This is a genomic window from Streptomyces sp. NPDC003016 (assembly GCF_053591455.1).
This window is the reverse complement of the sequence record NZ_JBSFTV010000002.1, coordinates 59,029-86,005: the sequence shown is the minus strand read 5'-3', so window position 1 is coordinate 86,005 and position 26,977 is coordinate 59,029. Positions and strand designations below refer to the sequence as shown.

22 protein-coding genes are annotated in these 26,977 nt (G+C 71.9%); 6 read left to right on the top strand and 16 right to left on the bottom strand.

Annotated elements, in window-relative coordinates; all coding sequences use genetic code 11:
- Positions 1–24: 24 nt before the first annotated feature.
- The gene (locus tag ACWDZ4_RS01820; protein WP_451506497.1) at positions 25–591 is read left to right on the top strand and encodes a PPA1309 family protein; all 567 of its coding nucleotides are present in this window, start codon (positions 25–27) and stop codon (positions 589–591) included.
- Between the two features lie 41 nt (positions 592–632).
- Here the strand turns inward: ACWDZ4_RS01820 and ACWDZ4_RS01815 are convergent, their stop codons facing one another.
- From ACWDZ4_RS01815 to ACWDZ4_RS01800, 4 genes are all read right to left on the bottom strand, one after another.
- Complete coding sequence (locus ACWDZ4_RS01815) at positions 633–1,721, bottom strand: YlbL family protein (protein ID WP_451506496.1); 1,089 nt, start codon at positions 1,719–1,721, stop codon at positions 633–635.
- Between the two features lie 99 nt (positions 1,722–1,820).
- Entirely contained in the window at positions 1,821–1,991 is a 171-nt protein-coding gene (locus tag ACWDZ4_RS01810; RefSeq protein ID WP_451506495.1) for a hypothetical protein, read from the bottom strand.
- Between the two features lie 147 nt (positions 1,992–2,138).
- A complete protein-coding gene (locus tag ACWDZ4_RS01805) occupies positions 2,139–2,600 on the bottom strand; it encodes a molybdenum cofactor biosynthesis protein MoaE (protein WP_451506494.1) in 462 nt (153 codons plus the stop codon).
- Positions 2,601–2,680: 80 nt separating this feature from the next.
- Complete coding sequence (locus ACWDZ4_RS01800; protein ID WP_451506493.1) at positions 2,681–3,814, bottom strand: SDR family oxidoreductase; 1,134 nt, start codon at positions 3,812–3,814, stop codon at positions 2,681–2,683.
- A gap of 191 nt (positions 3,815–4,005) precedes the next feature.
- Between ACWDZ4_RS01800 and ACWDZ4_RS01795 the strand changes: the two genes are divergently transcribed.
- Complete coding sequence (locus tag ACWDZ4_RS01795; protein ID WP_451506492.1) at positions 4,006–5,514, top strand: zinc-dependent metalloprotease; 1,509 nt, start codon at positions 4,006–4,008, stop codon at positions 5,512–5,514.
- On the top strand, positions 5,511–6,068 hold the full coding sequence (locus ACWDZ4_RS01790; RefSeq protein WP_451506491.1) for an NUDIX hydrolase: 558 nt from the start codon (positions 5,511–5,513) through the stop codon (positions 6,066–6,068). Before ACWDZ4_RS01795 ends, ACWDZ4_RS01790 begins: the two co-directional genes overlap by 4 nt.
- A gap of 131 nt (positions 6,069–6,199) precedes the next feature.
- On the opposite strand, the gene ACWDZ4_RS01785 is transcribed toward ACWDZ4_RS01790, so the two are convergent.
- From ACWDZ4_RS01785 to ACWDZ4_RS01770, 4 genes are all read right to left on the bottom strand, one after another.
- On the bottom strand, positions 6,200–6,955 hold the full coding sequence (locus tag ACWDZ4_RS01785) for an AIM24 family protein (RefSeq protein ID WP_451506490.1): 756 nt from the start codon (positions 6,953–6,955) through the stop codon (positions 6,200–6,202).
- A 19-nt stretch (positions 6,956–6,974) separates the two neighbouring features.
- Entirely contained in the window at positions 6,975–7,655 is a 681-nt protein-coding gene (locus ACWDZ4_RS01780; RefSeq protein WP_451506489.1) for an AIM24 family protein, read from the bottom strand.
- Between the two features lie 11 nt (positions 7,656–7,666).
- A complete protein-coding gene (locus tag ACWDZ4_RS01775; RefSeq protein ID WP_451506488.1) occupies positions 7,667–9,328 on the bottom strand; it encodes a TerD family protein in 1,662 nt (553 codons plus the stop codon).
- A gap of 106 nt (positions 9,329–9,434) precedes the next feature.
- Positions 9,435–10,010 (bottom strand): M48 metallopeptidase family protein, encoded by a 576-nt coding sequence (locus ACWDZ4_RS01770; RefSeq protein WP_451506487.1) that lies wholly within the window; start codon positions 10,008–10,010, stop codon positions 9,435–9,437.
- Between the two features lie 272 nt (positions 10,011–10,282).
- Between ACWDZ4_RS01770 and ACWDZ4_RS01765 the strand changes: the two genes are divergently transcribed.
- Entirely contained in the window at positions 10,283–11,446 is a 1,164-nt protein-coding gene (locus ACWDZ4_RS01765; protein WP_451506486.1) for a ThiF family adenylyltransferase, read from the top strand.
- A gap of 42 nt (positions 11,447–11,488) precedes the next feature.
- A complete protein-coding gene (locus ACWDZ4_RS01760) occupies positions 11,489–12,934 on the top strand; it encodes an ABC1 kinase family protein (RefSeq protein ID WP_451506485.1) in 1,446 nt (481 codons plus the stop codon).
- Positions 12,935–13,063: 129 nt separating this feature from the next.
- On the opposite strand, the gene ACWDZ4_RS01755 is transcribed toward ACWDZ4_RS01760, so the two are convergent.
- From ACWDZ4_RS01755 to ACWDZ4_RS01740, 4 genes are all read right to left on the bottom strand, one after another.
- Positions 13,064–13,387, bottom strand: a complete 324-nt coding sequence (locus ACWDZ4_RS01755; RefSeq protein ID WP_451506484.1) for a hypothetical protein — start codon at positions 13,385–13,387, stop codon at positions 13,064–13,066.
- A complete protein-coding gene (locus tag ACWDZ4_RS01750; protein WP_451506483.1) occupies positions 13,384–13,773 on the bottom strand; it encodes a WhiB family transcriptional regulator in 390 nt (129 codons plus the stop codon). Before ACWDZ4_RS01750 ends, ACWDZ4_RS01755 begins: the two co-directional genes overlap by 4 nt.
- Positions 13,774–13,930: 157 nt before the next feature.
- Positions 13,931–14,233 carry a hypothetical protein gene (locus tag ACWDZ4_RS01745; RefSeq protein WP_451506663.1) on the bottom strand — a complete coding sequence of 101 codons (303 nt, stop codon included), beginning with the start codon at positions 14,231–14,233 and terminating at the stop codon, positions 13,931–13,933.
- A 184-nt stretch (positions 14,234–14,417) separates the two neighbouring features.
- Positions 14,418–16,625, bottom strand: coding sequence for an ATP-dependent DNA helicase UvrD2 (locus tag ACWDZ4_RS01740; RefSeq protein WP_451506482.1), 2,208 nt, complete (start codon positions 16,623–16,625; stop codon positions 14,418–14,420).
- A gap of 172 nt (positions 16,626–16,797) precedes the next feature.
- On the opposite strand from ACWDZ4_RS01740, the gene ACWDZ4_RS01735 reads away from it, so the two are divergent.
- Complete coding sequence (locus tag ACWDZ4_RS01735; RefSeq protein ID WP_451506481.1) at positions 16,798–17,052, top strand: glutaredoxin domain-containing protein; 255 nt, start codon at positions 16,798–16,800, stop codon at positions 17,050–17,052.
- Between the two features lie 120 nt (positions 17,053–17,172).
- On the opposite strand, the gene nudC is transcribed toward ACWDZ4_RS01735, so the two are convergent.
- The 4 genes from nudC to ACWDZ4_RS01715 all read right to left on the bottom strand — a co-directional run bounded on the left by nudC (position 17,173) and on the right by ACWDZ4_RS01715 (position 26,956).
- Positions 17,173–18,126: an NAD(+) diphosphatase gene (gene nudC / locus ACWDZ4_RS01730; protein ID WP_451506662.1), complete on the bottom strand. Its 954-nt coding sequence runs from the start codon at positions 18,124–18,126 to the stop codon at positions 17,173–17,175.
- Between the two features lie 77 nt (positions 18,127–18,203).
- Positions 18,204–19,604: a dipeptidase gene (locus ACWDZ4_RS01725; protein WP_451506480.1), complete on the bottom strand. Its 1,401-nt coding sequence runs from the start codon at positions 19,602–19,604 to the stop codon at positions 18,204–18,206.
- Positions 19,605–19,614: 10 nt separating this feature from the next.
- Positions 19,615–23,352 (bottom strand): UvrD-helicase domain-containing protein, encoded by a 3,738-nt coding sequence (locus tag ACWDZ4_RS01720; protein ID WP_451506479.1) that lies wholly within the window; start codon positions 23,350–23,352, stop codon positions 19,615–19,617.
- Between the two features lie 70 nt (positions 23,353–23,422).
- Positions 23,423–26,956: an ATP-dependent helicase gene (locus ACWDZ4_RS01715; RefSeq protein WP_451506478.1), complete on the bottom strand. Its 3,534-nt coding sequence runs from the start codon at positions 26,954–26,956 to the stop codon at positions 23,423–23,425.
- Between the last annotated feature and the right edge of the window lie 21 nt (positions 26,957–26,977).

Here is a 26,977-nt window from a genome sequence, read left to right as displayed (position 1 = left end):
GCTTCGGGGTCCGAAGGAGGCAGGATGTCAAGCATGTCCAACGTTTCCCCCTCCGGGCCCCCCATGGCCACGAGCCCGCTCACCCGCGCCGTGCTCGAAATCGACGAATACACCTCCGGTCTCGGCTGGGACCAGCCCGCCAGGCTGTTCGCCCTCGTCGACACCGCCCAGCTGCGTGCCCAGGAGCCGGGCCTCGCCGCCCAGCTCGGTCTCGCCGACGGCGAGTCGACGGCCACGCTCACCCCCGTCGAGCAGGAAGAGATCCCGTCGGGCACCGCGCTCGACGAGTTCCTCGCCACGATCGCCTGGCCCGACGCGGTGGCCGGCTGCGCGCTGACGGTGGAGCGGCTGATGCTGCCGCCGTCCGCCGAGACGTCCGTACCCGAAGGGCTGAACGAGGCCCAGCTGGCGAAGTGGGTCGCGAAGCACCCGGACCGTCAGGAGGTCCGCATGACGGTGGCCGTGCTGCGCGACGGGGCGCGCGAGTCCGCGCTGCGGCTGCGGGAGAAGGACTCCCCGACCGAGGTGCTCACCGGCTCCATGCTCGTTCCCGGTCTCGCCGAGGCCCTGGCCGCGACCTTCGAGGCGTAGGCGCCGCGAAGCGTCACCGCCGTCCCCCGGGGGCGCGGCCGTCAGCCCGTCGTGCACTGCGGCAGGCCGGCCGTGTCCCCCTTGCCGATCTTCTCCAGCGACTTCTTCGCGTCGTCGATCGTCTTGACCTTCACCAGGGTGAGGCCGTCGGGGATGTCCGCGACGGCGGACGCGCAGTTCTCGCTGGGCGTCAGGAAGTACTCGGCGCCCGCGTTGCGCGCGCCGACGGTCTTCATCTCGATGCCGCCGATCGGGCCGACCTTGCCGTCCTCGTCGATCGTTCCGGTGCCCGCCACGAACTTTCCGCCGGTCAGGTTGCCGGGCGTGAGCTTGTCGACGATGCCGAGCGAGAACATCAGGCCCGCGCTGGGGCCGCCGACGTCCGCGAGCTTGATGTCGATGTCGAACGGGAAGGTGTGGTCGGGGCCCGCCTGGATCCCGACGATCGCGCGGTCGTCGTCCTCGGCCTTCTCCGTGGTGATGACGACGTCCTCGCTGCCCATCGGCTCCTTGCCCGCCTTCTCCGCCGCGACCGCCTCCTTGGCCGGGACGACCGTGAAGACGACCCTCTCCGTGGGCTTGTGCCGGGTGACGAGCTCGGCGACGTCCTCGGGGGCCTTGACGGCCGTGCCGTCCACGGCCTTGATGACGTCGCCCGCGTGCAGCCTGCTCTCGGCGGGGCTGTTCTTGAGAACAGTGGAGACCACGACCCGTGTCTTCACCGGAATGCCCAGTTCCCTCAGCGCCGCGGTCTTGGCGGTCTCCTGGGACTGGCTGAACTCCTCGGCGTTCTCCTGGGTCGACTGCTCCTCCGTCTTGCCGTCCGGATAGAGCGTGTCGTGCGGTACCACCACGCTGTCGTGTGCCAGCCAGCCGTAGACCGCCTCGACGAGGTTCATCCGGTAGTCCGCGCCGGTGACTCTGACCGTCGTCATGTTGAGATGGCCGGTCGTCGGGTATGTCTTGTGACCGGAGATCTGCAGTACCGGCTCGCCGTCGGCCTCGCCGAGGGTGTTCACCGTCGGGCCGGGGGACATCTCCGAGTACGGAGGAGTGATGAGTACGCCCGCGCACAGCAGCGCGATCATGATGAGGGTGGAGGCGAGCATCGTCGCTGTGCGGCGTGGCATGGAACGACAGTACGGGACAGGCCTGTCAGTACACCGCTGGGGCCGGTCCGTACGGGGCCTCCGGGTCCGGGCGTACGGGCGGGGCCGCTTCACGGGGGCTCAGGCGGCGTCGGAACCGGAGCGGGATTTCTCCATGGCCTCACGGAACCGGGCGTAGCCGGCGAGTTCCGAGACGTCGCCGGCTGTTCGACTACGGGTCGCCCAGGTCCCCCATATCGCAGCGCCGAATGCGGCGAACAGCGGAATCAGCAACCACGCGAGTGCCGCCATTCCGACCTCCCGACCCCAGGGACCGACCGCTATCGGCCGATCAGCAGATTAGCCATTGGTCAGTCCAACGCTCACGGCAGGGGTCCGGTTACGCAAATCGGGGCGCATGGACGCCCCCCAGGTTTCAACGGTCCCGACGGGGATCCGTCAGCACGCTCCGACCCACTCCTCCGTGCCGTCGGAGAACGTCTGGTGCTTCCAGATCGGCACTTCGTGCTTGAGGTCGTCGATCAGCCTGCGGCAGGCCTCGAACGCCTCGCCCCGGTGCGGGCAGGAGACCGCCACGACGACCGCGAGGTCGCCGACCTCCAGGTCACCCACACGGTGGACGGCCGCCAGCGCGCGCACCGGGAAATCCGCGGCGACCTTTTCGGCCACCCGGCGTAGTTCGTCCTGGGCCGAGGGGTGACAGGAGTAGCCGAGCCGGTCGACGTCGGCGCCCCCGTCGTGGTTGCGCACGGTGCCGACGAACAGCGCCGTTCCGCCCGCGGCGTCTTCGCCCACGGCGGCGAACACCTCGTCGACGGAGAGCGGGGTGTCGCGGATCGCCAGCAGCCGGATGGGGTCCTGTGCCGCCTGCTCGCCCGGGTGGGGGTACGTACCTGCCATGGCGCCCATCGTGCCGTACCGCACCGGCATTGCGGAATAGCGCTTTCGACCGGCTGTACGGGACCCGCGTATGGAGGGTCCTACATGCGGCCCCGCGCCTTGCGTACGCGGCGCACCAGTGCGGCCGTGCCCAGCAGGGCGACCGTGGCGCCCGCCGCGCCCGCCGCCGTGGCGTCCTTGCGGCCGAGGCGGCGGCCCGCGACGGTGTGCCGGCCCGCGACCTCCGCCAGCAGTTCGGCCAGTACCTCCTCGTTGGTCCACTGCGGCCGCCAGCCCGCTTCGTGGAGCCTGCTGACGCTCACCACCCAGGGGTGCATCGTGTAGGCGAGGTCCCCGGCCGGAGAGGGCGTGAGACCGATCCGGTGCAGCCGGGCCGCGGCGCCCAGGGCGACCGCGGACGGCAGCTCCATGCGGCGGATGCCGCTGAGCTCCTCGACCTCCTCCTGCTCCAGCCAGCCGTCGCAGCCGACCGCGATCTCGCCGTCGACCTTCTCCAGCACGGCGTACTCCAGCGCGCTGACCAGGTCCTCGACGTGGCAGAACTGCCAGGTCGGGCGGGACCCGGCGACGACCAGGAGGCGCGGGGACTCGAAGTACCGGGTCAGCGCGGTGTCCGTGCCGCCGACCAGGACGGCGGGGCGGACCACGGTGACGTTGAGGCCGGGGTGCGCGCGGGGCGCCCGGCGGCCGAGGCGCTCGATCTCCAGGAGGTCGCCGACGCCGGCGGCCTCCGCGGTGGCGCGCAGTTCCGCGTCCTCGGACAGCGGGATGTCGTTGTCGGGCAGGGCGCCGTAGACCATGGCCGACGTGCAGAGCACGACGCGGTGGACACCGGCGGCCGCGGCGGCGGTGAGCACCGTCTGGGTGCCCCGCACGTTGTACGCCGTACGGGCGGCGGGGTCGGACTCGAGGTCGAGGTCGAGTGCGAGGTGCACCACGGCATCGGCACCCCGCAGCTTCTCAGCGATGGCCGGGTCGCGCACGTCCAGGATGTGCCACTGCGCCTCGGCCACCTCGCCGCGGCGCTCGTCGATCGCGACGACCTTCTTGATCTCCTCGGACTCGGCGAGGCGCCGGATGAGCAGCGCACCGATGCCCGAGGCGGCACCTGTGACCGCGACCACGAGCCCGCGGGCCGACGGGGACGATTCGTTTCGCCTCTGGCGAACTTCAGCACTCTGTGATGCGCGAACCTGCGGATCTGGGGAACTCACCGGGCGTCTCCAGCGGTTGTCTTCAGTACGTGCACGCTGTGACGCGTACGTACCAGGTGGCGTCCATCCTGCCGCAGGCAACGAGTCGGCGGAGCACCGAGCCCATCTTCGGCTCGGGTGTCTACGCTGGGTGGTGATGTCGGGCAGCCGCCGCCGGCCGGAGCCGGCGGCCTTACGAGCCGAGGAAACCCGTGAGTGACACCCCATTCGGATTCGGCCTTCCGCCGGAGGAGCCGGAGGACGGCGACGATGGCAAGAAGAAGGGCAGCGAGGGCGGTGGCCAGGGTGGCCAGGGTCCGGCGAACCCGTTCAGCGGGTTCGGCGGTCTGCCGGGCGGCGCGGGCGGAGACAATCCGTTCGCCGCGATGTTCGGCTCGCTGAACCCGAACGACCTGGGCGCGGCCTTCCAGCAGCTCGGGCAGATGCTCAGTTACGAGGGCGGTCCCGTGAACTGGGACATGGCCAAGGACATCGCGCGCCAGACGGTCTCGCAGGGCACCGCCGACGGCTCCAAGGACTCCAGCGTGAGCCCCGGTGAGCGGTCCGCGGTCGAGGAGGCGGTGCGTCTCGCCGATCTGTGGCTGGACGGCGTGACCTCGCTGCCCTCCGGCGCGAGCACGTCGGTGGCGTGGAGCCGCGCCGAGTGGGTCGAGGCGACCCTGCCCGCGTGGAAGCAGCTGGTGGACCCGGTCGCCGAGCGCGTCGGCGCGGCCATGGGCGACGTACTGCCCGAGGAGATGCAGGCCATGGCGGGCCCGCTGCTCGGGATGATGCGCTCCATGGGCGGTGCGATGTTCGGCCAGCAGATCGGGCAGGCCGTGGGCGTGCTGGCGGGCGAGGTGGTCGGCTCGACCGACATCGGCCTGCCGCTGGGTCCGGCCGGCAAGGCCGCGCTGCTGCCGCTGAACATCGAGGCGTTCGGCAAGGACCTGGGCATCGAGAAGAACGAGGTGCGGCTGTACCTGGCACTGCGCGAGGCCGCCCACCAGCGACTCTTCGCCCATGTGCCGTGGCTGCGCTCGCACCTGTTCGGCGCGGTCGAGGGATACGCGCGCGGCATCCAGGTCGACACCTCGAAGCTGGAGGACGTGGTCGGCCAGCTCGACCCGTCGCACCCGGAGCAGCTTCAGGAGGCGCTCCAGCAGGGCATGTTCCAGCCGGAGGACACCCCGGCGCAGAAGGCGGCGCTGGCCCGTCTGGAGACGGCGCTCGCGCTCGTCGAGGGCTGGGTGGACGCCGTGGTGCACGAGGCGGCCAAGCCTCGGCTCACGTCGGCGGACGCGCTGCGCGAGACGCTGCGCAGGCGGCGGGCCTCCGGTGGTCCCGCCGAGCAGACCTTCGCGACGCTGATCGGCCTTGAGCTGCGTCCGCGGCGGCTGCGGGACGCGGCGCGACTGTGGGCCTCGCTCACGGACGCGCGCGGACTGGACGGGCGCGACGCGCTGTGGGAGCACCCGGACATGCTGCCGACGGCAGAGGACCTGGACGACCCGGACGGGTTCGTGCACCGCGAGCAGATGGACTTCTCCGAGCTCGACAAGATGCTCGGCGAGGCGGCCGACGGGGGTCCGGCTCCGAAGCCGGACCTGAAGAAGGACGACGGCAGGGGCAGCGCCGCAGAGGGCGACGACGCAGAGGGCCACAGCGCAGAGGGCCACAGCGCAGAGGGCGACAGCGCAGAGGGCGACAGCGACAAGTGAGCCTGCACGACGACGCGGTCCTCGTACTGAAGAGCTACGAGGACCAGGAGGAGCTGCGCCGGACGTACCTGGATCACCTGGCGGCGCACCCGGACGGGATGTGGAAGGCATGCGAGGCCGGGCACGTCACGGCGAGTGCGCTGGTCGTCGATCCGGAGCGCGGCCGGGTGCTGCTCACACTGCACAAGAAGCTGAACATGTGGCTCCAGATGGGCGGCCACTGCGAGCCGGGCGACGCGACGCTCAAGGAGGCCGCGCTGCGCGAGGCCACGGAGGAGTCCGGCATCCCGGGGCTGACGCTGCTGCCCCTCGGCCCGGTGCGGCTGGACCGGCATCCGATTCCGGCGCCCTGCAACTGGCACCTGGACGTGCAGTACGCGGCGCTGGCGCCGGGTGGTGCGGTCGAGGCGATCAGCGAGGAGTCGCTGGACCTGCGCTGGTTCGCGTACGACGAGGTGGCGGGTGTGGCCGACCAGTCGGTCGTACGGCTGATGGAACGTACGCGGGCGGCACTGCAGACGGGCGTACGCGTCGCAGGTGAGTGCCGCAGGTGAGTGCCGCAGGTGAGTGCCGCAGGTGAGTGCCGCAGGTGAGTGCCGCAGGTGAGTAAGGGGCGGGCTCCTGGGAGCCCGCCCCTTACCTGTGCTTACGTGCGTGCCTGCGCGTTCCTGTGCCCCGTGCGCGCTCAGTTCCAGGCGTTGTTCTGGTTCTGGCTGCGGGCACCCTGCTGGCCCACGCCGAACTGCGCAGCGGCGCCCTGCCCCAGCTGCGCGTTCTGCGGCGGCATCACCTCGCTGGGCTGCACGAGTGCGAAACCCTGGCCGAGGAAGCTGAGTTCCCAGCCCTCGCCGGTGGTGCCGCGCCGCCGGCGCACGTTGGACGAGTGCGTCTGGGCCTGCATCTGCACGCGCAGGGAGCTGGACCAGGCGACGATCGCGTCGGCGTCGGCGTTGACGTACTTCTCCGGCGTCACCTGGAGCATCAGCGGCTGGCCGGAGGTCATCAGCGCGACCTTGCCCTGCCCCGAGATGTTGAGCTGGTACTTGCCGGTGCCGGAGATGCCGTACTGGCTGTCGACGGCGATGACCTCGGTGTTGAGCGAGGAGTCCAGCGCGAGGACGTAGGCACTGTCGACCGTCATGCCCTCGCGGTCGACGTCCACGAGATGGACGTACTGCGCGAGGTTGGCGAGGTAGACGGTGCCCTGCCCGGAGCAGCGCATCAGGTCGAGGCCCTCACCGGTGTTGGCCCGGGCGCGCCGCTGGCTGTTCGAGCGGTACTCGCCGTCGAAATCCATCAGTCCCTGGTACGCGACCATCGCACCCTTGCGGGCGAGGACGTCGTCGTGGCCGGTCAGCGAGATCCGCAGGAGCTGCGGGTTCTGCACGGTGTACCGGTCCTGGGACTGCTGTTCGGTATGACTGAAAAGCGGACTCTGCATGGTGTGTTCTCGCTCCCCCTCAGCCCCGGATCCGCAGGCGGTCGGTGCTGTCCTCGCTCGGCTGTACGACGACGATTCCCTCGCCGGAGAAGGCCATCTGGTACGCCTCTCCGCTCCCCCGTCCGACCAGGGCGGACGCCTTGAAGCTGCGCTTGCCCTTCACCTTGAGGTTCGGGGACCAGGCGACCAGGGCGTCGGGGTCGACGTACGTCTCGTCCTCGCCGCGTCCGGATTCGACGACGATCGGCGTACCGCGCGAGGTCACGGCGACCCAGCCGGTGCCCGTGATCTCGACGTTCCACAGACCCTGGCCGGCGAACTTCGCCATGCCCTTGACCTTTTCCACGCTCCACTGGAGGTGCGCGTCGAAGGCCAGCACATTGCTGCCGTTGACCGAGAGCGAGTCGTTGTTGAGGTTGATGACGACGACGTCCGCGCCGTAGTCGGCGAGGTAGAGCAGGCCGTCACCGGCGCACTTCATGATCGGCGCGCCCTCGCCGGTGACCCACTGGGACGCGACCTGGCGGGCCGCCGGCGGATTCGGTTCGTACTGGATGAAGCCCTCGTACGCCACCATCGAGCCGGTGCGCGCGTAGAGGTCCTGACCGGTGGCCATGGCGACCTTGAGCATCGAACGCCCGTGGTTCTCCATGCGGGCCGCGATCGGGGTCGGGGCGTAGCCCGCGAGTTGCTGATTCATGACGGGCTCCCTCAGACCTCGTAGGGCTGGACGACGATGAAGTTGCCGGGCGCTCCCCGGAACTGCAGGTTGACGGTCTCTCCGCTGTGGCCCGGGTAGGCGTTGCGACGCAGCCGCACCTGACTGGAGAGGATCACCTGGGACGCCGCGGACCACGCGACGACGGCGTTGGCGTCGGCGAACGTGGTAGGTGTGACCGGCAGGACGACCGGGATGCCGTGGGTCTTCACGACCACGGTGCCCGTGCCCTGGAACTGCATGGTGAACAGGGCGCCGCCGGGGATGCCGTGGCCCTCGATGCGGCGGACCTCGTACTGGAGCGACTCGTCGAACGCGAGAACGTTCTCGGCCGATACGCAGATGCCGTCGCCCTGGAGTTCGATGGGGTGCAGGTTCGCGCCGTCCTCCGCGAGGAAGACCTGGCCGCGTCCGGTGCAGCGCATCAACTGCATCTCCTGGCCGGTCGCGTTGCCCACGATGCGGCCGGTGAAGCCCGCGCCCTTGTGGCTGAAGTCGACCTTGCCCTGGTACATCACCATGCTGCCCTGGCGGGCCAGGATCGGCGTACCGCCCATGGTGAGGTCGGCCCGCATGAGCTGCTGGTTCTGCGGGGTCCAGCGCTGGCCGGTGGCTGCCTCGCGGTACGGCTGGAGGGCGGCCTTGAGACCGCCGCCCTGCGGGGCGCCTTGGGGCATGCCGCCCTGCGGTACGCCCTGGGGCTGTCCGTACGGGGCCGGCTGTCCGTACGGGGCCGGCTGTCCGTACGGGGCCGGCTGTCCGTAGGGGGCCGGCTGTCCGTACGGGGCCGGCGCACCCGGCGGCTGGGTCTGCCCGGGGACCTGTCCCGGCATCTGGCCCGGCACCTGGCCGAACTGCGGCTGCTGGGGCGGCTGTCCGTACGGCGACGGAGGGGCCGGCGGTACGGCGCCACCCTGCGGCGGCAGGGGCATGGGCGCCGCGACGGCAGGGGCGGCGTACATCTGCGGGGCGGGCTGCGGCGGCGGGGCGAAGCCCTGCGCGGGGGCCGGAGCGGGCGCGGGAGCCGGCGGGGTGGTGGGCGCGCCGAAGGACGGGGCGGGCTGTGCCGCCTGGGGCGGTGGGGCGAAGGAGGGCGCCGCAGCCTGCGGCTGGGCGGCCGGTTCCTCCTCGGCCACCTCACCGCCGAAGTTCTTCAGCAGGGCCTCGAGTCCGCCGTCGAACCCCTGGCCGACGGCGGCGAACCGCCACACGCCCTTGAGGTAGAAGTCGCCCAGCATCACCGCGCGCTCGGTGGTGAACTCCGAGCCGTCGAAGGCGTACCTGACGACCTCTTCGCCCCCTGCGACGATCCGGATGTAACCGGGCCCCACCTGCGACATCTGCCCCGCACCGTCGATGGTCGCGGTGAAGGAGAGCCGGTGGATGTTCGCCGGGACGCGGTCCAGCGTGACACGGAACGACTCGGTGTCCCCCGACTGCGCACCGAGTTGCTGGATCGACTCCTCGGGCGACTTCGGCTGGTTGAAGAAGATGAAATACCGGTCGTCCGAGAGCTGCTCATTGGCGTCGAGCCCGAAGCAGCTGATGTCGAAGGACAGCCCGGGTCCCGCGATCTGTACTCCTACGTACAGATCCGTACCCGCTGTGAGGTCACTGATTCTGGCCTTGTGGCCGCGTTGGAATTCCCTGGCCATGCGTAACGACCGTCCCCCATCCCGAGGTGAATGCGTCGCGTCAGGCTAACCGCAAATGCCGACATCCGGCCAAGCCGGTACAGAGTCGGTACAGAGCCGCCCGGAGTCACTCAGCGCGTGCGCCCGGCGGGTGCGGCAACCGCTCGGCGGCGATCACTCCTTCGAGATAACCGCGGGCCCGCTCGGTGCGCGGGTACGCCTCCAGGAGCTGCCAGAAGCGGGGACCGTGTCCGGGCACGAGCAGATGGGCGAGTTCGTGGACGAGCACGTAGTCGACGACGTACTCCGGCATGCCCTGGAGGCGGTGCGAAAGACGGATGCTGCCTTCGGCCGGAGTGCACGACCCCCAGCGGGTGCTCTGGTTCGTCACCCAGCGCACCGAGACCGGGCGCGCCCTGCCGCCGAAGTACTGGGCGGAGAGCCGCTGGGCGCGCTCGGCGAGCTCGGCGTCGCCGAAGAGGCGCTTGCTCTCCTGGGCGGCGAGCTTGTCGAGCATCACGGTCACCCAGCGTTGCTCCTCGGCCTCCGACATCCGGTCGGGGATGAGCACGATGGTGCGGTCGCCCTCGCGGTACGCGGAGACCGTCCTGCTGCGGCGGGCGCTCCTGCGGACCTCGACGGCGTTCGACCGTGAGCCGCGGGGCGGCGGGTTTGTCGCACTGTGCAGAGGGTCGGCGGGCACGGCACGACGTTACCCGTTGCCAGTGGTGGAAGTCCCGCCTCCGGATGATTCGAACGCGATCTATTCTCTCGCGTGCGGCGTGCGGCGTGCGGCGTGCGAACGACCGATGTGATTCGTACGACTAATACGCAGTGCCTGTGGACAACTTTCAGCCCTCTTCCGTCAGGCCGTGCATTCTGAGACCCGAGAGCGGATCTTGCGACAGACCGACGGACCGGCAGGCCGGTGAACCGGCAGATCGCCAGACCGACGGACCGACGGGGGGCGACGAAATGCATCCGATGGTGAAGCCCGCGCTGCGGCGCGCATGGCGGGACCGGCAGACCGTGCAATTCGGCATGACGTCCGCGCACGCGGTGACGGTGGGCCCGGTGGACACGGCGACGGGCAGTTTCCTGGGGCTGCTCGACGGGACACGCGGCCTACCGCTGCTGCGGGAGGAGGCGCGGACGATGGGGCTGCCCGACGGGAGGGTGGACGACCTGGTGGCGCGGCTGACGGCGGCAGGTCTGATCGACGACGCGACGGCGGGCGGCGCGGGGGCGGACGCCCTGCGGGGACGCGCCGAGGCGTTCGACCGGCTGCGCCCCGATCTGGCGTCGCTCTCCGTGGTCCATGCCGAACCGGGCGGCGGGGCACGGCGCCTGGCGGCGCGGCGCGCCATACGGGTTCAGGTACGGGGCGCCGGACGGGTCGGTGCGACGATCGCGTCGGTGCTGGCCGCCGGTGGGGTGGGCCGCGTCGAGGTCCTGGACGGCGGGTGCACAGAGCTCTGGGACGTCGCACCGGGCGGGCTGCCCGCGGAGTCGGTGGGCGGTCGGCGGGACGTGGCGGCACGACAACTGGTGCGGCGGGCCGCGCCCGGCCGGCTTCCGCGTGCGGCGGAGATCGCGGATCGGGCCGGGCCCGCCGGGGCCGCGGCCGGTGGTGAGCCCGGGTTGTCACTGGTGATCGTGGCGCCCCGGGACGGATCCGCCGCGTACGCTCCCGACCCTGTCGCCGCCGAGCCCTGGCTGCGTTCGGGGACGCCCCACCTCTATGTGGGGGTCGCCGAGGCGACGGGAGTGGTGGGGCCACTGGTGCTGCCGGGCGGCAGTGCGTGCGCGGGCTGTATGGCGCTGGGGCGTGAGGAGCGGGATCCGGGGTGGCTGCGGATGCTGGCGCAGTGGCGCTCCGGCCGCGGCGGGCCCGTACCGGCCTGCGACATCGGTCTGGCGACCGCGGTGGCAGGGCTGGCGGCGGCACACGCCCTGTCCTTCCTGGACGGCGAGCTGCCCGCCACCACCGGGGTCCGGTGGGAGACCTCGATGCCCCTGCTGGACTGGCGGCAGGAACGGATGGATCCGCACCGCGACTGCGCCTGCGGCGCCGGTGGGCGGGCTGAGGGGGAGTGCGCCTCGGCTGCCGGAAAGCCACAGGACACAATGGCCGGGTGACCGTCGTAGGCGGCCACGGGTGTCTGGGATTTGGAGGGGCTCATGTCTGATCTTCCCCGGAAGGCGGTCACCCGTACCGCCAAGCTGGCAGCACTGCCACTGGGCTTCGCCGGCCGAGCCACCTGGGGCCTGGGCAAGCGGATCGGCGGCAAGTCGGCCGAGATAGTGGGCCGTGAGATCCAACAGCGCACGGCAGACCAGCTGTTCAAGGTCCTCGGCGAGCTGAAGGGGGGCGCGATGAAGCTGGGGCAGGCCCTGTCGGTCTTCGAGTCCGCGCTTCCCGAGGAAGTCGCGGGCCCCTACCGGGCGGCGCTGACGAAGCTCCAGGAAGCCGCGCCGCCGATGCCGACCCGCACGGTGCACTCGGTGCTGGAGGAGCGGCTCGGAAAGGAATGGCGCGAGTTGTTCCTGGAGTTCGAGGACAAGCCGTCGGCGGCTGCCTCGATCGGCCAGGTGCACCGGGCCGTCTGGCACGACGGGCGCGAAGTCGCCGTCAAGGTGCAGTACCCGGGGGCCGGGCAGGCACTGCTCTCCGATCTGAACCAACTGAGCCGCTTCGCGCGGCTGCTCGGCCCGCTCGTCCCGGGGATGGACATCAAGCCGCTCATCACCGAGCTGCGCGACCGGGTGTCGGAGGAGCTCGACTACGAGCTGGAGGCGCAGGCCCAGCGGGAGCACGCGGAGGAGTTCGCGGACGATCCGGACGTGCTGGTGCCCGGTGTGGTGCACCAGAGCGATCAAGTCCTGGTGACGGAGTGGATCGACGGGATCCCGCTGGCCGATGTGATCTCGGGCGGTACGGCGGAGCAACGGGACAGGGCGGGGCAGCTGCTGGCCCGGTTCCTCTTCTCCGGGCCGGCCCGCACAGGGCTGCTGCACGCGGATCCGCATCCGGGCAACTTCCGGCTGGTGCCCGTGGGGAGTGCCGACGCAGATACCGGCGGCGCAGAACCCGGCGGTGCCGTCCCCGACGGCGAGGGCGGGGGGAACGAGGACGGGGCGGTCGCACAATGGCGGCTCGGCGTCCTGGACTTCGGCACCGTGGACCGGCTGCCCGGAGGGCTGCCCGCGACGATCGGTGAATCGCTGCGGATGACGATCGACGGCGAGGCCGACGCGGTGTACGCACTGCTCCGCGAGGAAGGCTTCGTGAAGGAGACCATCGACCTCGACCCGGACGCGGTGCTGGACTACCTGCTGCCGATCATCGAGCCGGCACAGGCAGACGAGTTCACGTTCACCCGGGGCTGGATACGCGGACAGGCGGCGCGAATAGCCGATGTCCGGTCCCCCGCGCATCAGTTGGGCAAGCAGCTCAATCTGCCGCCGTCCTATCTGCTGATCCACCGGGTGACCCTGAGCACCATCGGAGTGCTCTGCCAACTGGGTGCGACCGTACGACTGCGGCACGAGCTGGAGGAGTGGCTGCCCGGTTTCCTCGCCGACGACCGTGTCGAAGTGGAGGAGGAGGCGGCGGCCGGGGCGTAGCCGGGCCGGACTTCCCCTTGTGGCGGTGCTCCCGCCGACGTGCGGGGGCCGGTCAACGCGCTGCGGGGGCCGGTCCGTTCGGACCGGCCCCCGCGGCGGGCCTTCATGTACCGGCCTGCCGAGTGCCTGTTACTGCATGACCGCCATGGCCAGGGCGCGGCGGGCGCGCAGTGACACGCGCTCTGCGCGGCGCTGCATCCGCCGGGCGGCGACCATGCGCACGGCCTGGTGTTCCGCCTCGGCCTCCCGTCGGCGTTCTTGCATATGGGCACGGGCCAGGGCTTCTGGGATGAGTTGCATCTCGCGGTTCCTGTTCTGACGCGAGTCGTTCGCGCCGGTGATGGTGACGTCGTGGGTGGCGGTGCCGAAGGGCTCGCTGGGGGAAGAGGTCATCGGGGCCTGCTTTTGGGGATCGTGCGTATGGGGTCGGTCGATGGTTCCGATGGCGTTCATGCCGCGACCGGGTTCTTGCGCGGGCGGCCGCGCGGCCGCTTGCGGGCGACGACGACACCCTGGACGAAGAGCTCGCCACCCCAGACGCCCCAGGGCTCGCGACGCTCCTTGGCCCCTGCCAGGCAGGCCTCGACCAGCGGGCAGGTCCGGCAGAGCGACTTGGCGTACTCGACATCGGCCGGGGTCTCGGCGAAGAAGACCTCCGGGTCGTAGGAGCGGCAGGGGACGGGCGTACCGAGGTTCTCGATGGCGTCGTCGAGCGCGGTGAGCGCGGTGAGGGGGGTCAAGGCGGTCTGGGCAGTCAAGGCGGGGTCCTCCGTGAGACCGGGCGGCGAGGTGATCGCTCGGGAAGGCGGTACGGACGGGGCGTGCGTTTCGAGTTGCACGGTGGTTTTTTCCTCGTCGAGTCGTTCCGGCCGGTCGGCCGGGTGGCGGTTGCTGTCCCGAGGCCCCTTCGCTCTGTCTCTCCACTGCGGGAAAAACAGAAGGGCCGCGGATCCCTGGTGGGGTTCCGCGGCCCTGAGGCGCCAGCCTGATCCTGGATCAGGCTGGATCACTCCAGGGTTCGAGCCCACGGAAGGCCCACATCGTGTGGTGCTGCGTCGTCTGCTTCTTGAATCCGGCACCGGCTGCCGCAAAGGCATAGGCCTTCGCCTGTGCCGCTGCTCCTGCTGCTTCCGGTGCCTCGGTCGGTCGCTCATTGCGCGCCAGGGCCAGGACGGGGAGGCCCGCGAGGGACGCCGGACGGACGGCGGCAATGCCGCCGGACATACCGGTGCCACGGAGCGAGGAGCCGAGCGGGCAGGAGGCGACGACCGAGCGATCGGTCATTTTGGTGAAGGTCATGAAGCTGGTCACTGGGCTCGCCTCCTCTCGGCGTCTTGGGGGACCTGGTGGCACGAGGCCGGTCCCTACGTATTCGGATAAGTACAGCACGGAATCAGGGCTTCAGAGAAGTCGCTGTTCCCGTGGTTAAGAACCTATGGGGATTCCCGGGGCATGCGCAAACTATTTTTTCGACGAGTTTGAATCAGTCCTCCTCGTCGGCCCCGCCACGCTCCTGGCCTGCGCAAAGAGCCAGTACATCGGCTCCGAAACGCTCCAGCTTGCGCGCGCCGACTCCTGAGATCACTGCCAGTTCTCCCGCTTCGGCCGGCGCCGCCTCGGCGATCGCCATCAGCGTCTTGTCGGTGAAGACGCAGTACGCGGGCTGGCCCAGCTCCCGCGCCTGATCGGCTCGCCAGGCGTGCAGCCGTTCGTACAGCGCCTCGTCCATGTCGGACGGGCAGTCCTCGCAGCGCATCAGCTTCACCTCGCCCGCGTCGGTGAGCGTCTTTCCGCACACCCGGCACAGGGCCGAGCTGCGACGCCTGCGCTTGACCACACCGCCGGTGCCTCCGCTGCTGCCGCTGCCGCCCCCGCCGTGCTCGATGCTTCCGCCGCCGCCCGCGCCACGGCTGCCGGAGAGTGCGGAGCCGGGGCGCAGTCCGCTCAGGAACCGGCTCGGACGGCGGGAGGCCCGGCCGCCCGGCGAGCGGGACAGGGCCCAGGACAGGCCGAGGTGCTGCCGGGCGCGCGTGACTCCGACATACAGCAGGCGCCGCTCCTCCTCGATCTGCTCGTCGGTCTTGGCGTAGGTGATCGGCATCATGCCGTCGGTGAGACCGACCAGGAACACGGCGTCCCATTCCAGGCCCTTCGCCGAGTGCAGCGAGGCGAGGGTGACGCCCTGGACGGTGGGCGCGTGCTGGGCGGCCGTGCGCTCGTCGAGCTCCGTGACGAGGTCGGAGAGCGTCGCGGCGGGCCTGGCCTTCGCGAAGTCCTCCGCGAGGCGCACCAGCGCGGCCAGTGACTCCCACTGGTCGCGTACCGCCCCGGAGCCCGCGGGGGGCTGCGTGGTCCAGCCGTTGCCGCTGAGGACGGCGCGGGTCTGGGAGGGGAGGTCCACGAGGTCGTCGAGCAGGGGGTCGTTGTTGCCGAACCGGGCGGCGCTGCGCAGGCCGTGGATGGCCTTCCGCACCTCCTGACGTTCGAAGAACCGCTCCGCGCCGCGCAACTGGTAGGGCACGCCGGCGTCGGCCAGAGCCTGTTCGTAGACCTCCGACTGGGCGTTGATGCGGTACAGCACGGCGATCTCGCCGGCCGGGACGCCCGCCGTGATGAGGTCGCGGATGCGGCGGGCGGTGCCCTCGGCCTCGGTGGGCTCGTCTGCGTACTCCGTGTAGACGGGCTCGGGCCCTGCCTCGCGCTGGGAGACCAGCTCCAGGCGGTGCTCGGCGGCCCGGCCCCGCGCCTGGCTCAGCAGGCCGTTGGCCAGGTGGACGACCTGCGGCGTCGAGCGGTAGTCGCGGACCAGCTTCACCACGGTGGCATCCGGATGCTTGGTGCGGAAGTTCAGCAGGTGGTCGGGGGTGGCGCCGGTGAAGGAGTAGATCGTCTGGCTGGCGTCGCCGACAACGCACAGGCTCTGCCGGTCGCCGAGCCACAGTTCGAGCAGCCGCTGCTGGAGCGGGCTGACGTCCTGGTACTCGTCCACCACGAAGTGCTGGTACTGGCTGCGCACGTGGTCGGCGATGTCGTCCCGGTCCTGGAGGATGCCGACGGTGAGCAGCAGCACGTCCTCGAAGTCGATCATGGCCCGGTCGCGCTTGAGCTGCTCGTACATCGCGTAGATCTGGGAGATCTCCGCCGCGTCCCTGGGGACGTCACGGCCGGACTTGGCGGCCGTGGCCGGGTAGTCGCCGGGGACGGTCTGCGTGACCTTCGCCCACTCGATCTCGCCTGTCACGTCCCGCAGCTCGTTGCGGTCGAGACGGACGCGGCAGCGGGCGGCGGCTTCGGCGACCAGCTGGATCTTGCGCTCGACGAGACGGGGCAGGTCGCCACCGACTGCTTTCGGCCAGAAGTACTGGAGCTGGCGCAGCGCGGCGGAGTGGAACGTCCGGGCCTGGACGCCGCCCGCGCCGAGCTGGCGGAGCCGCCCGCGCATCTCGCCGGCGGCCCGGTTGGTGAACGTGACGGCAAGCACGCTGGCGGGCTGCAGGATCCCGGCGCGTACGCCGTACGCGATGCGGTGCGTGATGGCACGCGTCTTGCCGGTGCCCGCTCCCGCCAGTACGCACACCGGACCGTGCAGGGCCGTGGCGACCGTGCGCTGCTCGGGGTCGAGCCCTTCGAGCACCGCGTCTGCCGAGTCGGGGACCTGCGGGAAAGGAGAGAGGTGCGTTGCTGCTGTCACCCCGCCATGCTGCCAGGTCGTGAGAGGTGGGTGCGGCCGTTGTCCACAGGGGCCGGGTGCCGGTCGTACTGATGCGGGATGCGGGAATGACGGTCGGGTCACGTACGTTCACACACTGGCATTTCCGACTCACCGGGGACACGTCCCGGCGAACCAGAGGAGCGCATACGACATGCAGGGCACTGTGACGATGTACAGCACCACGTGGTGCGGCTACTGCCGTCGGCTCAAGAGCCAGATGGACCGCGAGGGCATCGCGTACACCGAGATCAACATCGAGCTGGACCCTGAGTCGGCGGCCTTCGTCGAGAAGGCGAATGGCGGAAACCAGACGGTCCCGACCGTCCTCGTGGTCCCCGCCTCCGGTGAGCAGAAGGTCATGACCAACCCGAGCCTCGCCCAGGTCAAGCAGGCGCTGGCGGTCTGAGGCGCGCGTAGGCGGAGCGCCGCGTACGCAGAACCACCGCGTACGCAGAGCACGCGGAACACATACGGAAGGGCCCCCGGCAGCGCAGCGGCGCGGGGGCCCTTCCGTATGGCGCGGGGGTTACGGGTTCAGTGGCTTCGGCAGGGGCTTGCCGTACCAGATCTCCACCAGGCGGGCCGCGATGGAGATGCCCGAGGGGGACACGATCTCGCCGGACTCGATGGCGCTCCGCAGGTCGTCCCGGGAGAACCAGCGCGCCTCTTCGATCTCCTCGCCGTCCACGTTGATCTCCGACGACGTGGCGCGTGCCATGAAGCCCAGCATCAGGCTGGACGGGAAGGGCCACGGCTGGCTGGCGACGTACTCGACGCTGCCGACGGTGACGCCCGCCTCCTCGAAGACCTCACGGGCCACCGACTCCTCGATCGACTCGCCGGGCTCCACGAAACCCGCGAGCGTCGAGAACCGGCCTTCGGGCCAGTGCACCTGGCGGCCGAGCAGCGCGCGGTCCTCCTCGTCCGTGACCAGCATGATCACAGCCGGGTCGGTACGCGGGTAGTGCTCGGCGCCGCACGCCTGGCAGCGGCGGATGTGCCCGGCCGCCGCGATGACGGTGCGCTCGCCGCAGCGCGAACAGAACCGGTGCAGCCGCTGCCAGTTCTCCAGGGCCACCGCGTGGACCATCAGGCCCGCGTCGCGCGGGGAGAGCAGGAGCCCGGCTTCGCGCAGGCCCGCAGGCCGCGCGGACTGGTCCATCCGGCCGGGCAGGGAGTCCTTCTGGAGCGCGAAGTAGCTGACGCCGTCCTCGTCCGTACCGAGGAAATAGCGGTGCGTCTCGGTGACCGGGGCCTCGAAGGCCGGGGTCATGACGAGTTCGGTGCGGCCGTCAGCGTTGTCTGCGGGTTCGTCGATCAGGGCCTGGCCGCCGGAGACCACGAAGACGCGGGTCGTCGGGTGGCTCCACGCCGCGGCCAGCCAGGCCTCGTCGAGGCGGTGGTGCGCGGCGCGGTCGATGCCGCTCGGGGCGGTGAGCCCGATCGGCCGCTCCGTGGTCCGCGCGGTCTCCGTGGTCAGGCCCGTGCCCGTGTGGTCGGTCGAGGTGCTCACAGGTGCTTCCAACTCCCCCTGGTGGATTCGGACGGTGTTCAGGTTCAGGAGGCGCGCCAGTGCGCCGCGAGGTCGCCCCACAGGTACGCGGTGGTCTCGACGCCCTTGAGGAGCAGGTCGAGCTCGACCTTCTCGTCGGGTGCGTGCCAGCCGTCGGACGGTACGGAGATACCCAGGAAGAGCACCGGTGCACCGAGTACGTCCTGGAGGTCGGCCGCGGGTCCCGAACCGCCCTCGCGGGTGAAGCGGATCTTCTGGCCGAAGGCGCGGCCCATGGCCCGTACGACGGACTGGAGGGCGGGGTGGTCCAACGGGGTCAGGCACGGGCGGGTGGCGGCGCCGAACGTGATCCCGTGGCGGATGCCGGCCGGGACGCGGGTGGCGATCCAGTCGCGTACGGACTGCTCGATCTTGTCCGGGTCCTGGCCCGCCACCAGGCGGAAGGACAGCTTCAGGTGGGCGGAGGACGGGACGATCGTCTTGCCGCCGGGGCCCTGGTAGCCGCCGCCGATGCCGTTGACCTCGGCGGTCGGGCGGGCCCAGACGCGTTCCAGGGTGGTGTGGCCCGCCTCGCCGAGGGTGGCGCGGGACTTGGCCGTACGCAGCCACTGGGCCTCGTCGAAGGGGAGCTCGGCGAACAGCTCGCGCTCGCGGTCCGTGAGCTCGACGACGCCGTCGTAGAAACCGGGGATCGTGATGCGCTCGTCCTCGTCGTGGAGAGCGGCGACCAGGCGGGCGGCGACGGTGGCGGGGTTGGGGACGGCGCCGCCGAAGGATCCCGAGTGGATGTCCTGGTCGGGGCCGTACAGCTCGATCTCGCAGTCGGCCACGCCGCGCATGCCCGTGCAGACGGTCGGGGTGTCCTCGGACCACATGCCGGTGTCGGAGACGATCACGGCGTCGGCGGTGAGGCGCTCGGCGCGCTCCTCGACGAGGGCGCGGAAGTGCGGGGAGCCGGACTCCTCCTCGCCCTCGACGAGGAGCTTGAGGTTGACGGCGGGGGCGGTGCGGCCGGTGGCGGCGAGGTGGGCGCGTACCCCGAGGGTGTGGAAGAACACCTGCCCCTTGTCGTCGGCGGCGCCGCGGGCGTAGAGCCTGCCGTCGACGATCTCCGGCTCGAAGGGGTCGGTGTGCCAGCCGTCCGCGCGGGCGGCGGGCTGCACGTCGTGGTGTCCGTAGACGAGGACGGTGGGGGCGGCCGGATCGCCGCTCGGCCACTCGGCGAAGACCGCCGGGGCGCCCGCCGTGGGCCAGATCTCGGTGACGGGGAAGCCGGTCTCCTCGAGCTTCGCGGAGAGCCATTCGGCGCTGCGGCACACGTCGGCGGCGTGTGCGGGCTGCGCCGACACGGACGGGATGCGCAGCCAGTCGGCGAGGTCGCCGAGGAAGGCCGCGCGATGCGTGTCGATGTACGTACGGACGACGCTGTCCGGGGTGTCGCTCATGTCCTTGAGCCTATCCGCCCGTCGGAGGGGGCTCGTCCAGCAGGATCCGTTCGAGCTCGGCACGGCCGGGGAGGGGGGCGGGGCGCGCGATTTCGCCGGTGCGCACGTAGAGGAAGGCGGCGGCCACGGAGTCGAGGGGCAGGTCGTACCGCTCGGCCCAGGCGAGGCGGTAGACCGCGAGCTGGAGGGGGTCGGCGGTGCGCTCGCGGCTGGTCTTCCAGTCGACGATCTCGTACGCGCCGGTGTCCTCGTCGCGGTACACCGCGTCCATACGGCCCCGGATCACCCGGCCCGCGAGGGTGAGGTGGAAGGGCACTTCGATGCGGTACGGGGTGCGGCGGGCGTACGGGGTGCGCTCGAACGCCTCCTTGAGGGCGGCCAGGTCGCGCTCGTCCGCGATCTCGGCCTCGGTCACGTCGCCGCCGGGCAGCTCGTCGGGGCCGAACATGGGCAGCGGCAGCTCCTCGAAACGTGACTCCACCCACGCGTGGAACCGGGTGCCGCGGCGGGCGGCGGGCTGGGGCGGGCGCGGCATGGGGCGGGCGAGCTCGTGGGCGAAGCCGTCGGGGTCGGCGGCGAGCCGCAGGAGCTGGGAGGCGGTGAGGGAAGGCGGTACGTGGACGTCGCGGGTGGTGGCGCGGGCACGGCGGAGCTCACCGGCGAGGGCGTCGAGGTCGCGGTCCCAGGAGGCGACGGCGCGGGCCTCCTCGGGGGTGAGGGTGCTCCCGCTCCGGCCCGCCTCTTCCCGGGGCTGTGGGACGAATCCTGCGGGCCTCCGGGTCCCGGGGAGGTCTGCCGGGTCCGCCGGGTGGGGCGGGTCCGTCGGGTGGGGCGGGTCCGCCAGGTCCGTCGGGTCCGTCGGGTCCGTCGGGTGGGGGCGTGCGGGCGCGGTGTCGTGGTCCCGGGCGCCGGAAGCGGGGTGGGCGTGCTCCGGTACGGCGCCGGGGCGCTCGGGGCCCGGGGGGGTCCGGGGTGCGGGTATGGCACCGGGGCGCAGCGTCGGCCAGCTGTCCCAGTCCGCCGGGCCGGGATCTTCTTCTTCTGGGGCTTCTTCTTCTGGGGCTTCTTCACCTTCGTGGAACGCGTCCGGAGGACCGTCGGGGCCGGCATCGGCGTAGAGGCCGGCGTCGGCCCCGGCGTCGGTGCCGGCCGCCGTGGGGCGTTCCGTCAGGAGGGTGTCCCAGTCCGCCGGGCCGTTGGCGGTGTCTTCGTCCGCGTAGGCGGCGGGCTCCTCGTCGGTCCGGGCCGTGGCCAGCCTCTCCAGGTGGGCCATGACCGTTTCCGCCGCCCGGCGGCGGCGGGCCATGGACGTGGGGTCCAGCGGCAGGGGCCAGGCGCGGTCCGCCGCCGACTCGCGCAGGGAGGGGTTCTCCTCGTCCTCCGCCGGCTCGTCCGCCCATGCCTCGATCTCCCCGAAGCCGGCCGCGCAGTGGTCGTACAGCGCCCGCAGGAAGCCGGAAGGGCCGCGCGGCTTCTTCTGGGTCGGGCCCCACCAGTGGCCCGAGCCGAGCAGCAGCGAACGCGGGCGCGTGAAGGTGACGTACCCGAGGCGGAGCTCCTCGGTGTGCTGGTGGGCCTTCATGTCGTCCTTGAACGCCTTGATGCCCTTGCTGTCCCACTCCCCCACGTCCGGCAGGGTCGCCGCGTCACCGCGCAGCGCGTGCGGCAGCACCTTGGCCTGGGACGTCCAGGAGTCGCGGGACTGCTCGCTCGGGAAGTGGCCCGCGACCAGGCCCGGCACCGCCACGACGTCCCACTCCAGGCCCTTGGACTTGTGCGCGGTGAGCACCTTGACGGTGTTCTCGCCGCCGGGCAGAGCGTTGTCCAGGCCCTTCTCGTACTGGGCGGCGGTCCGCAGGAAGCCGAGGAAGGCCAGCAGGTTGGCCTCTCCGTCGAGCGCCGCGAACCCCGCCGCCGTGTCCAGGAAGTTGCTCAGCGTCTCGCGCCGGCGGGCGGCCAGGGCGTGCGGTGAGGCGGACAGTTCCACTTCGAGGCCCGTCGTGGCGAGTACCCGGTGCAGTACGTCCATGAGCGGGTCGGCGAGCGAGCGGCGCAGGTCGCGCAGTTCGGCCGCGAGACGGGCGAAACGGACCCGGGCGTCCGCCGAAAAAGGCAGGCCGTCGTCCGTACCGCCACCGGACTCCAGGAAGGTGTCGAGCGCGTCGGCGAGGGAGATGACCTCCGCCGGGTCCACGCCCTCGACGGCCTCGGCCAGCCTCCCGTCGGGGTCGGCGTCCGGGTCGGCGCCCGGCGCGCGGTGCACGAGCAGGCGTGCCCGGCGTCCCAGCAGCGCCAGGTCGCGCGGGCCGATGCGCCAGCGCGGGCCGGTGAGGATGCGGACGAGCGAGGCGTTGGCGCCCGGGTCCTGGAGGACCTCGCAGACCGCGACGAGGTCGGCCACCTCGGGGAGGTGGAGCAGTCCGGAGAGGCCGACGACCTCGACCGGTACGTCGCGGGCCACCAGCGCGCCCTGGATCTCGGCGAAGTCCCCCGCCGTACGGCACAGGACGGCGATCTCGCCCGGCTCCTTGCCCGTACGGACGAGGTGGGCGATCGAGTCGGCCAGCCACTCGATCTCCTCCGCGTGGGTGGGCAGGAGGGCGCAGCGGACGATGCCGTCGCGCTCAGCGCCGGGGGCCGGGCGCAGCGCCTCCACGCCCTCGTGCATGGCACGCAGCCCGGCGGCCATGCCGTTGGCGAGGTCGAGGAGGCGGCCGCCGCTGCGGCGGTTCTCGCTGAGCGAGAACCGGGCGGCCGGGCTTCCGTCGGCGTACGGGAAGTGGGCGGGGAAGTCGTCGAGGTTGGCGACGGAGGCACCGCGCCAGCCGTAGATCGCCTGGCAGGGGTCGCCGACCGCCGTCACGGCGTGCCCGGTGCCGCCGCCGAACAGGCCGGAGAGGAGCAGGCGCTGCGCGACCGACGTGTCCTGGTACTCGTCGAGCAGGACCACCCGGAACTCGTCGCGCAGGGCCCGGCCGGTCTCCTCGCTGGTGAGCGCGAGCTCGGCGGAGAGCGCGATCTGGTCGCCGAAGTCGAGGAGGTCGCGGCTGCGCTTGGCCTCGCGGTAGCGGGTGGTGAGGTCGAGCAGTTCGAGGCGGGCGGCGGCCGCCTCGGGGACCTTGCGCAGGTCGGCGTTGGAGAGCTTGACGGACGCGAGGGTGCTCAGCAGCTCGGTGTCGTACGCCGCGAGGCGGGCCGGCTTCACGAGGTGCTCGGCCAGCTCGGCGTCCAGCGCCAGCAGGTCGCTGACCAGGGACGGGAACGACCTGGTCAGTGCGGGGTACGGGCCGGGCGCCTCGCGCAGCACACGGGCGGCGAGCTGGTAGCGGGTGGCGTCGGCGAGGAGGCGGGCGGTGGGTTCGAGGCCGATGCGCAGGCCGTGGTCGGCGAGGAGCTGCCCGGCGAAGGCGTGGTACGTCGAGATCCGGGGCTCGCCGGGAGGGTTGTCGGGGTCGATGACGTCGGGGTCGGTCACTCCGGCGCGCACCAGCGCCTTGCGCACGCGCTCGGCGAGCTCACCGGCCGCCTTGTTGGTGAAGGTCAGGCCCAGCACCTGCTCGGGGGCGACCTGCCCGGTGCCGACCAGCCACACCACGCGCGCGGCCATGACCGTCGTCTTGCCCGAACCGGCTCCGGCCACGATGACCTGCGGGGCGGGCGGTGCGGTGACGCACGCCATCTGCTCCGGGGTGAACGGGATGCCGAGGAGCTCTTTGAGCTCCTCGGGGTCGGTGATTCGAGCTGACACCCGAGAGAGGCTATCCGGCCCCACTGACAGCGACGTTCCGTGGCGCCGGCGCCACTCGACGACGCCGGCGCTACTCGACGATGTGGCGGCCCTCCGGCTGCGCGCTGCACGCGGCGCGGAACGCGCAGTGCGTGCAGTGCTGGCCGGTGGCCGGGCTGAAGCGTTCGTCGAGTACGCGGCCCGCGGCGGTGGCGAGCAGATCGCCGACCCACTCCCCGGCGAGCGGCTCCTGCGCCTGGATCTTGGGGAGGGCCTCCCCGCCGTCCTTCTTGGCGGCCGGCTGCCGCAGCTGTACGAGTTCGGCGCCGCCCGGCTCGGGGCGCGTCCCGCCGAAGACGTCGTCCACCGCGCCTTCCCGTACGGCGAGCTGGTAGACGGCGAGCTGGGGGTGGTGGGCGACCTCCTCGCGCGTGGGGGCCGCTTTCCCGGTCTTGAAGTCGACGACGTACGCCCGTCCCTCGGCGTCCGCCTCGACGCGGTCCATGGAACCTCGGATACGCACCTCGTACGCGCCGCCCGCCTCCAGGGTCACGTCGAAGTCGTGCTCGGTGGCCACCGGGGTGCGGCCGCCGCGGTCCATGACGTGCCACTGGAGGAAGCGTTCGAGCGCCACGCGCGCGTGCTCCTTCTCCTGCTGGGACTTCCAGGGGGCGTCGAAGGCGAGGGCGTTCCAGACGGAGTCGAGGCGTTCCATGAGTACGGCGAGATCGGCGGGCGTACGGCCGGACGCGACCTCGTCGGCCAGGACGTGCACGACGTTGCCGAAACCCTGCGCGGCGGTCGCGGGCGCGTCGGCTTTCACCTCGCGTCCCAGGAACCACTGCAGGGAGCAGGTGTTCGCGAGCTGGTCCAGGGCGCTTCCCGAGAGCGCCACGGGCTGGTTGCGGTCGCGCAGGGGGATGCTGCTGTGCGTCGGGTCGTACAGGCCCCACCAGCGGTACGGGTGCGCGGAAGGGACCAGCGGCTGGCCGTCCTCGTCGGCGAGGGCGGCGAGGCGGGCCAGCCTGCGGGCGGCGGCGTCGCGCAGGGCGGGGGTCGCCGCCGGGTCGACGGTGGTGGCGCGCAGTTCGGCGACGAGGGCGGCCACGGCGAGGGGGCGGCGGGGGCGGCCGGTGACGTCCTTGGGTTCGACGCCGAGTTCGGTGAGGAAGCGGGAGGGCTGGTCGCCGTCGTCGGCGGGGGCCTTGACGGCGGTGACGACGAGGCGCTCGCGCGCGCGGGTCGCGGCGACGTAGAAGAGGCGGCGTTCCTCGGCGAGGAGGGCGCCGGGGGTGAGGGGCTCGGCGAGGCCGTCGCGGCCGATCCGGTCCGCTTCGAGGAGCGAACCGCGGCGGCGCAGGTCGGGCCACAGGCCCTCCTGTACGCCTGCCACGACGACCAGGCGCCACTCCAGTCCTTTCGAGCGGTGCGCGGTCATCAGGCGTACGGCGTCGGGGCGTACGGCACGCTTGCTGAGGGTGTCGGCGGCGATGTCCTGGGCGTCGAGCTCTTCCAGGAAGTTCAGGGCGCCGCGGCCGCCGGAGCGTTCCTCGGCGCGGGCGGCGGTGTCGAACAGCGCGCACACGGCGTCGAGGTCGCGGTCGGCGTTGCGGCCGGCCGGTCCGCCGCGCAGGGCGGCGCGCTCCAGGCGTCCTGGCCAGGGAGTGCCGTTCCACAGCTCCCAGAGGGCCTCTTCGGCGGTGCCGCCGGCTTCGAGGAGGGTGCGGGCCTTGCGCAGGAGCGTGCCGAGGCGCTGGGCGCCACGGGCGTACGCCGGGTCGTGCGCGGCCAGGCGCTCGGGTTCGGCGAGAGCGCGGGCGAGCAGTTCGTCGGAGGGTGGCGGGAGCCGGTTGCCGGCGGCACGCTCCTCGTCGCGCAGGGCTCGGCCGAGGCGGCGGAGGTCCGCGGTGTCCATGCCGGCGAGCGGCGAGGCGAGCAGTTCGGCGGCGGCTTCCGTGCTGAGCCAGGTGGTGGCGGCAGCGGGCGGGGTGGGACCTGTCCGGTCCCTCTCTTGCTCTTGCTCTTGCTCTTGCTCTTCCTCGGGTTCCTCGGGCTGTGGGCCGGGCTCCCCGGACTCCCCGGCAACGTCCGTGTCGTGACGCGCGGCGGACGTGTCCGGCCCGCCGGGGACGTCGGTTCCGCTGCCCTGGGCCGGCGCCGCAAGGGGCTGCTCCCCGCTGCCGGGGCCGGATTCCCGGGACATGGCGGCGGACGGAGCGACCGCCGCCCCGGCCACTGCCCTCAGGGCCGTCAGCAGGGGAGCCACCGCGGGCTCGTGGCGCAGGGCGAGGTCGTCGCCGTCGATCTCCAGGGGAACGCCCGCTGACGTGAGGGCCCTGCGTACGGCGGGGATCGTGCGGCCGCCGGCGCGTACCAGTACCGCCATCTCGTTCCACGGCACGCCCTCCTCCAGGTGGGCGCGGCGCAGGATGTCCGCGATGTTGTCGAGCTCCGTGCCCGCCGTCGGGTACGTGAAGACCTCCACGCGGCCCCCTTCGCGTACCGGAGCCAGATCGCGGTGGGCCCGTACCTTCTCGGCCGGCAGGCGCGTCAGCGGCATCCGGCGGGTGAGCAGACGGGTGGCCGCCAGGAGGCCGGCTCCCGAGCGGCGCGAGGTCGTCAGCACCTCCACCGGGGAAGGGGCGCCGTCCGTTCCGCGGAATCTGTCCGGGAAGTCGAGGATGCCGCCGACGTCCGCACCACGGAACGCGTAGATCGACTGGTCCGGGTCGCCGAAGGCCACCAGGGTGCGGCCGGAACCGGCCAGGGCGTGGAGGAGACGGACCTGCGCGGGGTCCGTGTCCTGGTACTCGTCCACGAAGACCGCGTCGTACCGCGCGCTGAGCCGTCCCGTGGACTCCGCCCGCTCGGCGAGCAGCACCGCGCGGTGCACCAGTTCCGCGTAGTCCAGGACGCCCTGCATGTCGAGTACGTCGAGATACTCGGCCAGGAAGGCCGCCGCGGCCTTCCAGTCGGGCCGTCCCGTACGCGCCGCGAAGGCCCCGAGGGCGTCGGGGCCGAGCCCCAGCTCCCGGCTGCGCGCCAGCACCGCGCGGACCTCGTCGGCGAAGCCGCGCGTGGTGAGGCAGGCGCGCAGCTCGTCCGGCCACCGGACGGGGGAAGGCAGGCCGGTGCGCTCCAGCTCCACGTGGCCGGCGAGCAGGTCGCGTACGGCCACGTCCTGCTCGGGGCCGGACAGCAGGCGCAGGGGTTCGCTGAAGAGGTCGCTGTCCTGATGGGCGCGGACCAGGGCGTAGCAGAAGGAGTGGAACGTGGTCGCCTGCGGCCCGTACGCGCCGCCGAGCCGCAGCGCCATGCGGTCGCGCAGTTCCACCGCCGCCTTGCGGCTGAAGGTGAGCACCAGGATGCGCGCCGGGTCGGCCCCCTTGGCGACGCGCGCGGCGACGGCCTCCACCAGGGTCGTCGTCTTGCCGGTGCCCGGGCCCGCGAGGACCAGCAACGGCCCGCCCGGGTGGTCAACCACAGCGCGCTGTCGTGCGTCCAGGAGAGGGGGATCCACCGGGCCCGGCGGGGTACGCACCAGTCGGTACGCGCTCGGGGTCCGCTGCCGCGCCTGACGGTGCGGGGGATTCCAGGCGGAACCTGTGGAAGTGGAGGAGCTCACGTGGATCGCCGGTCCTGGTGG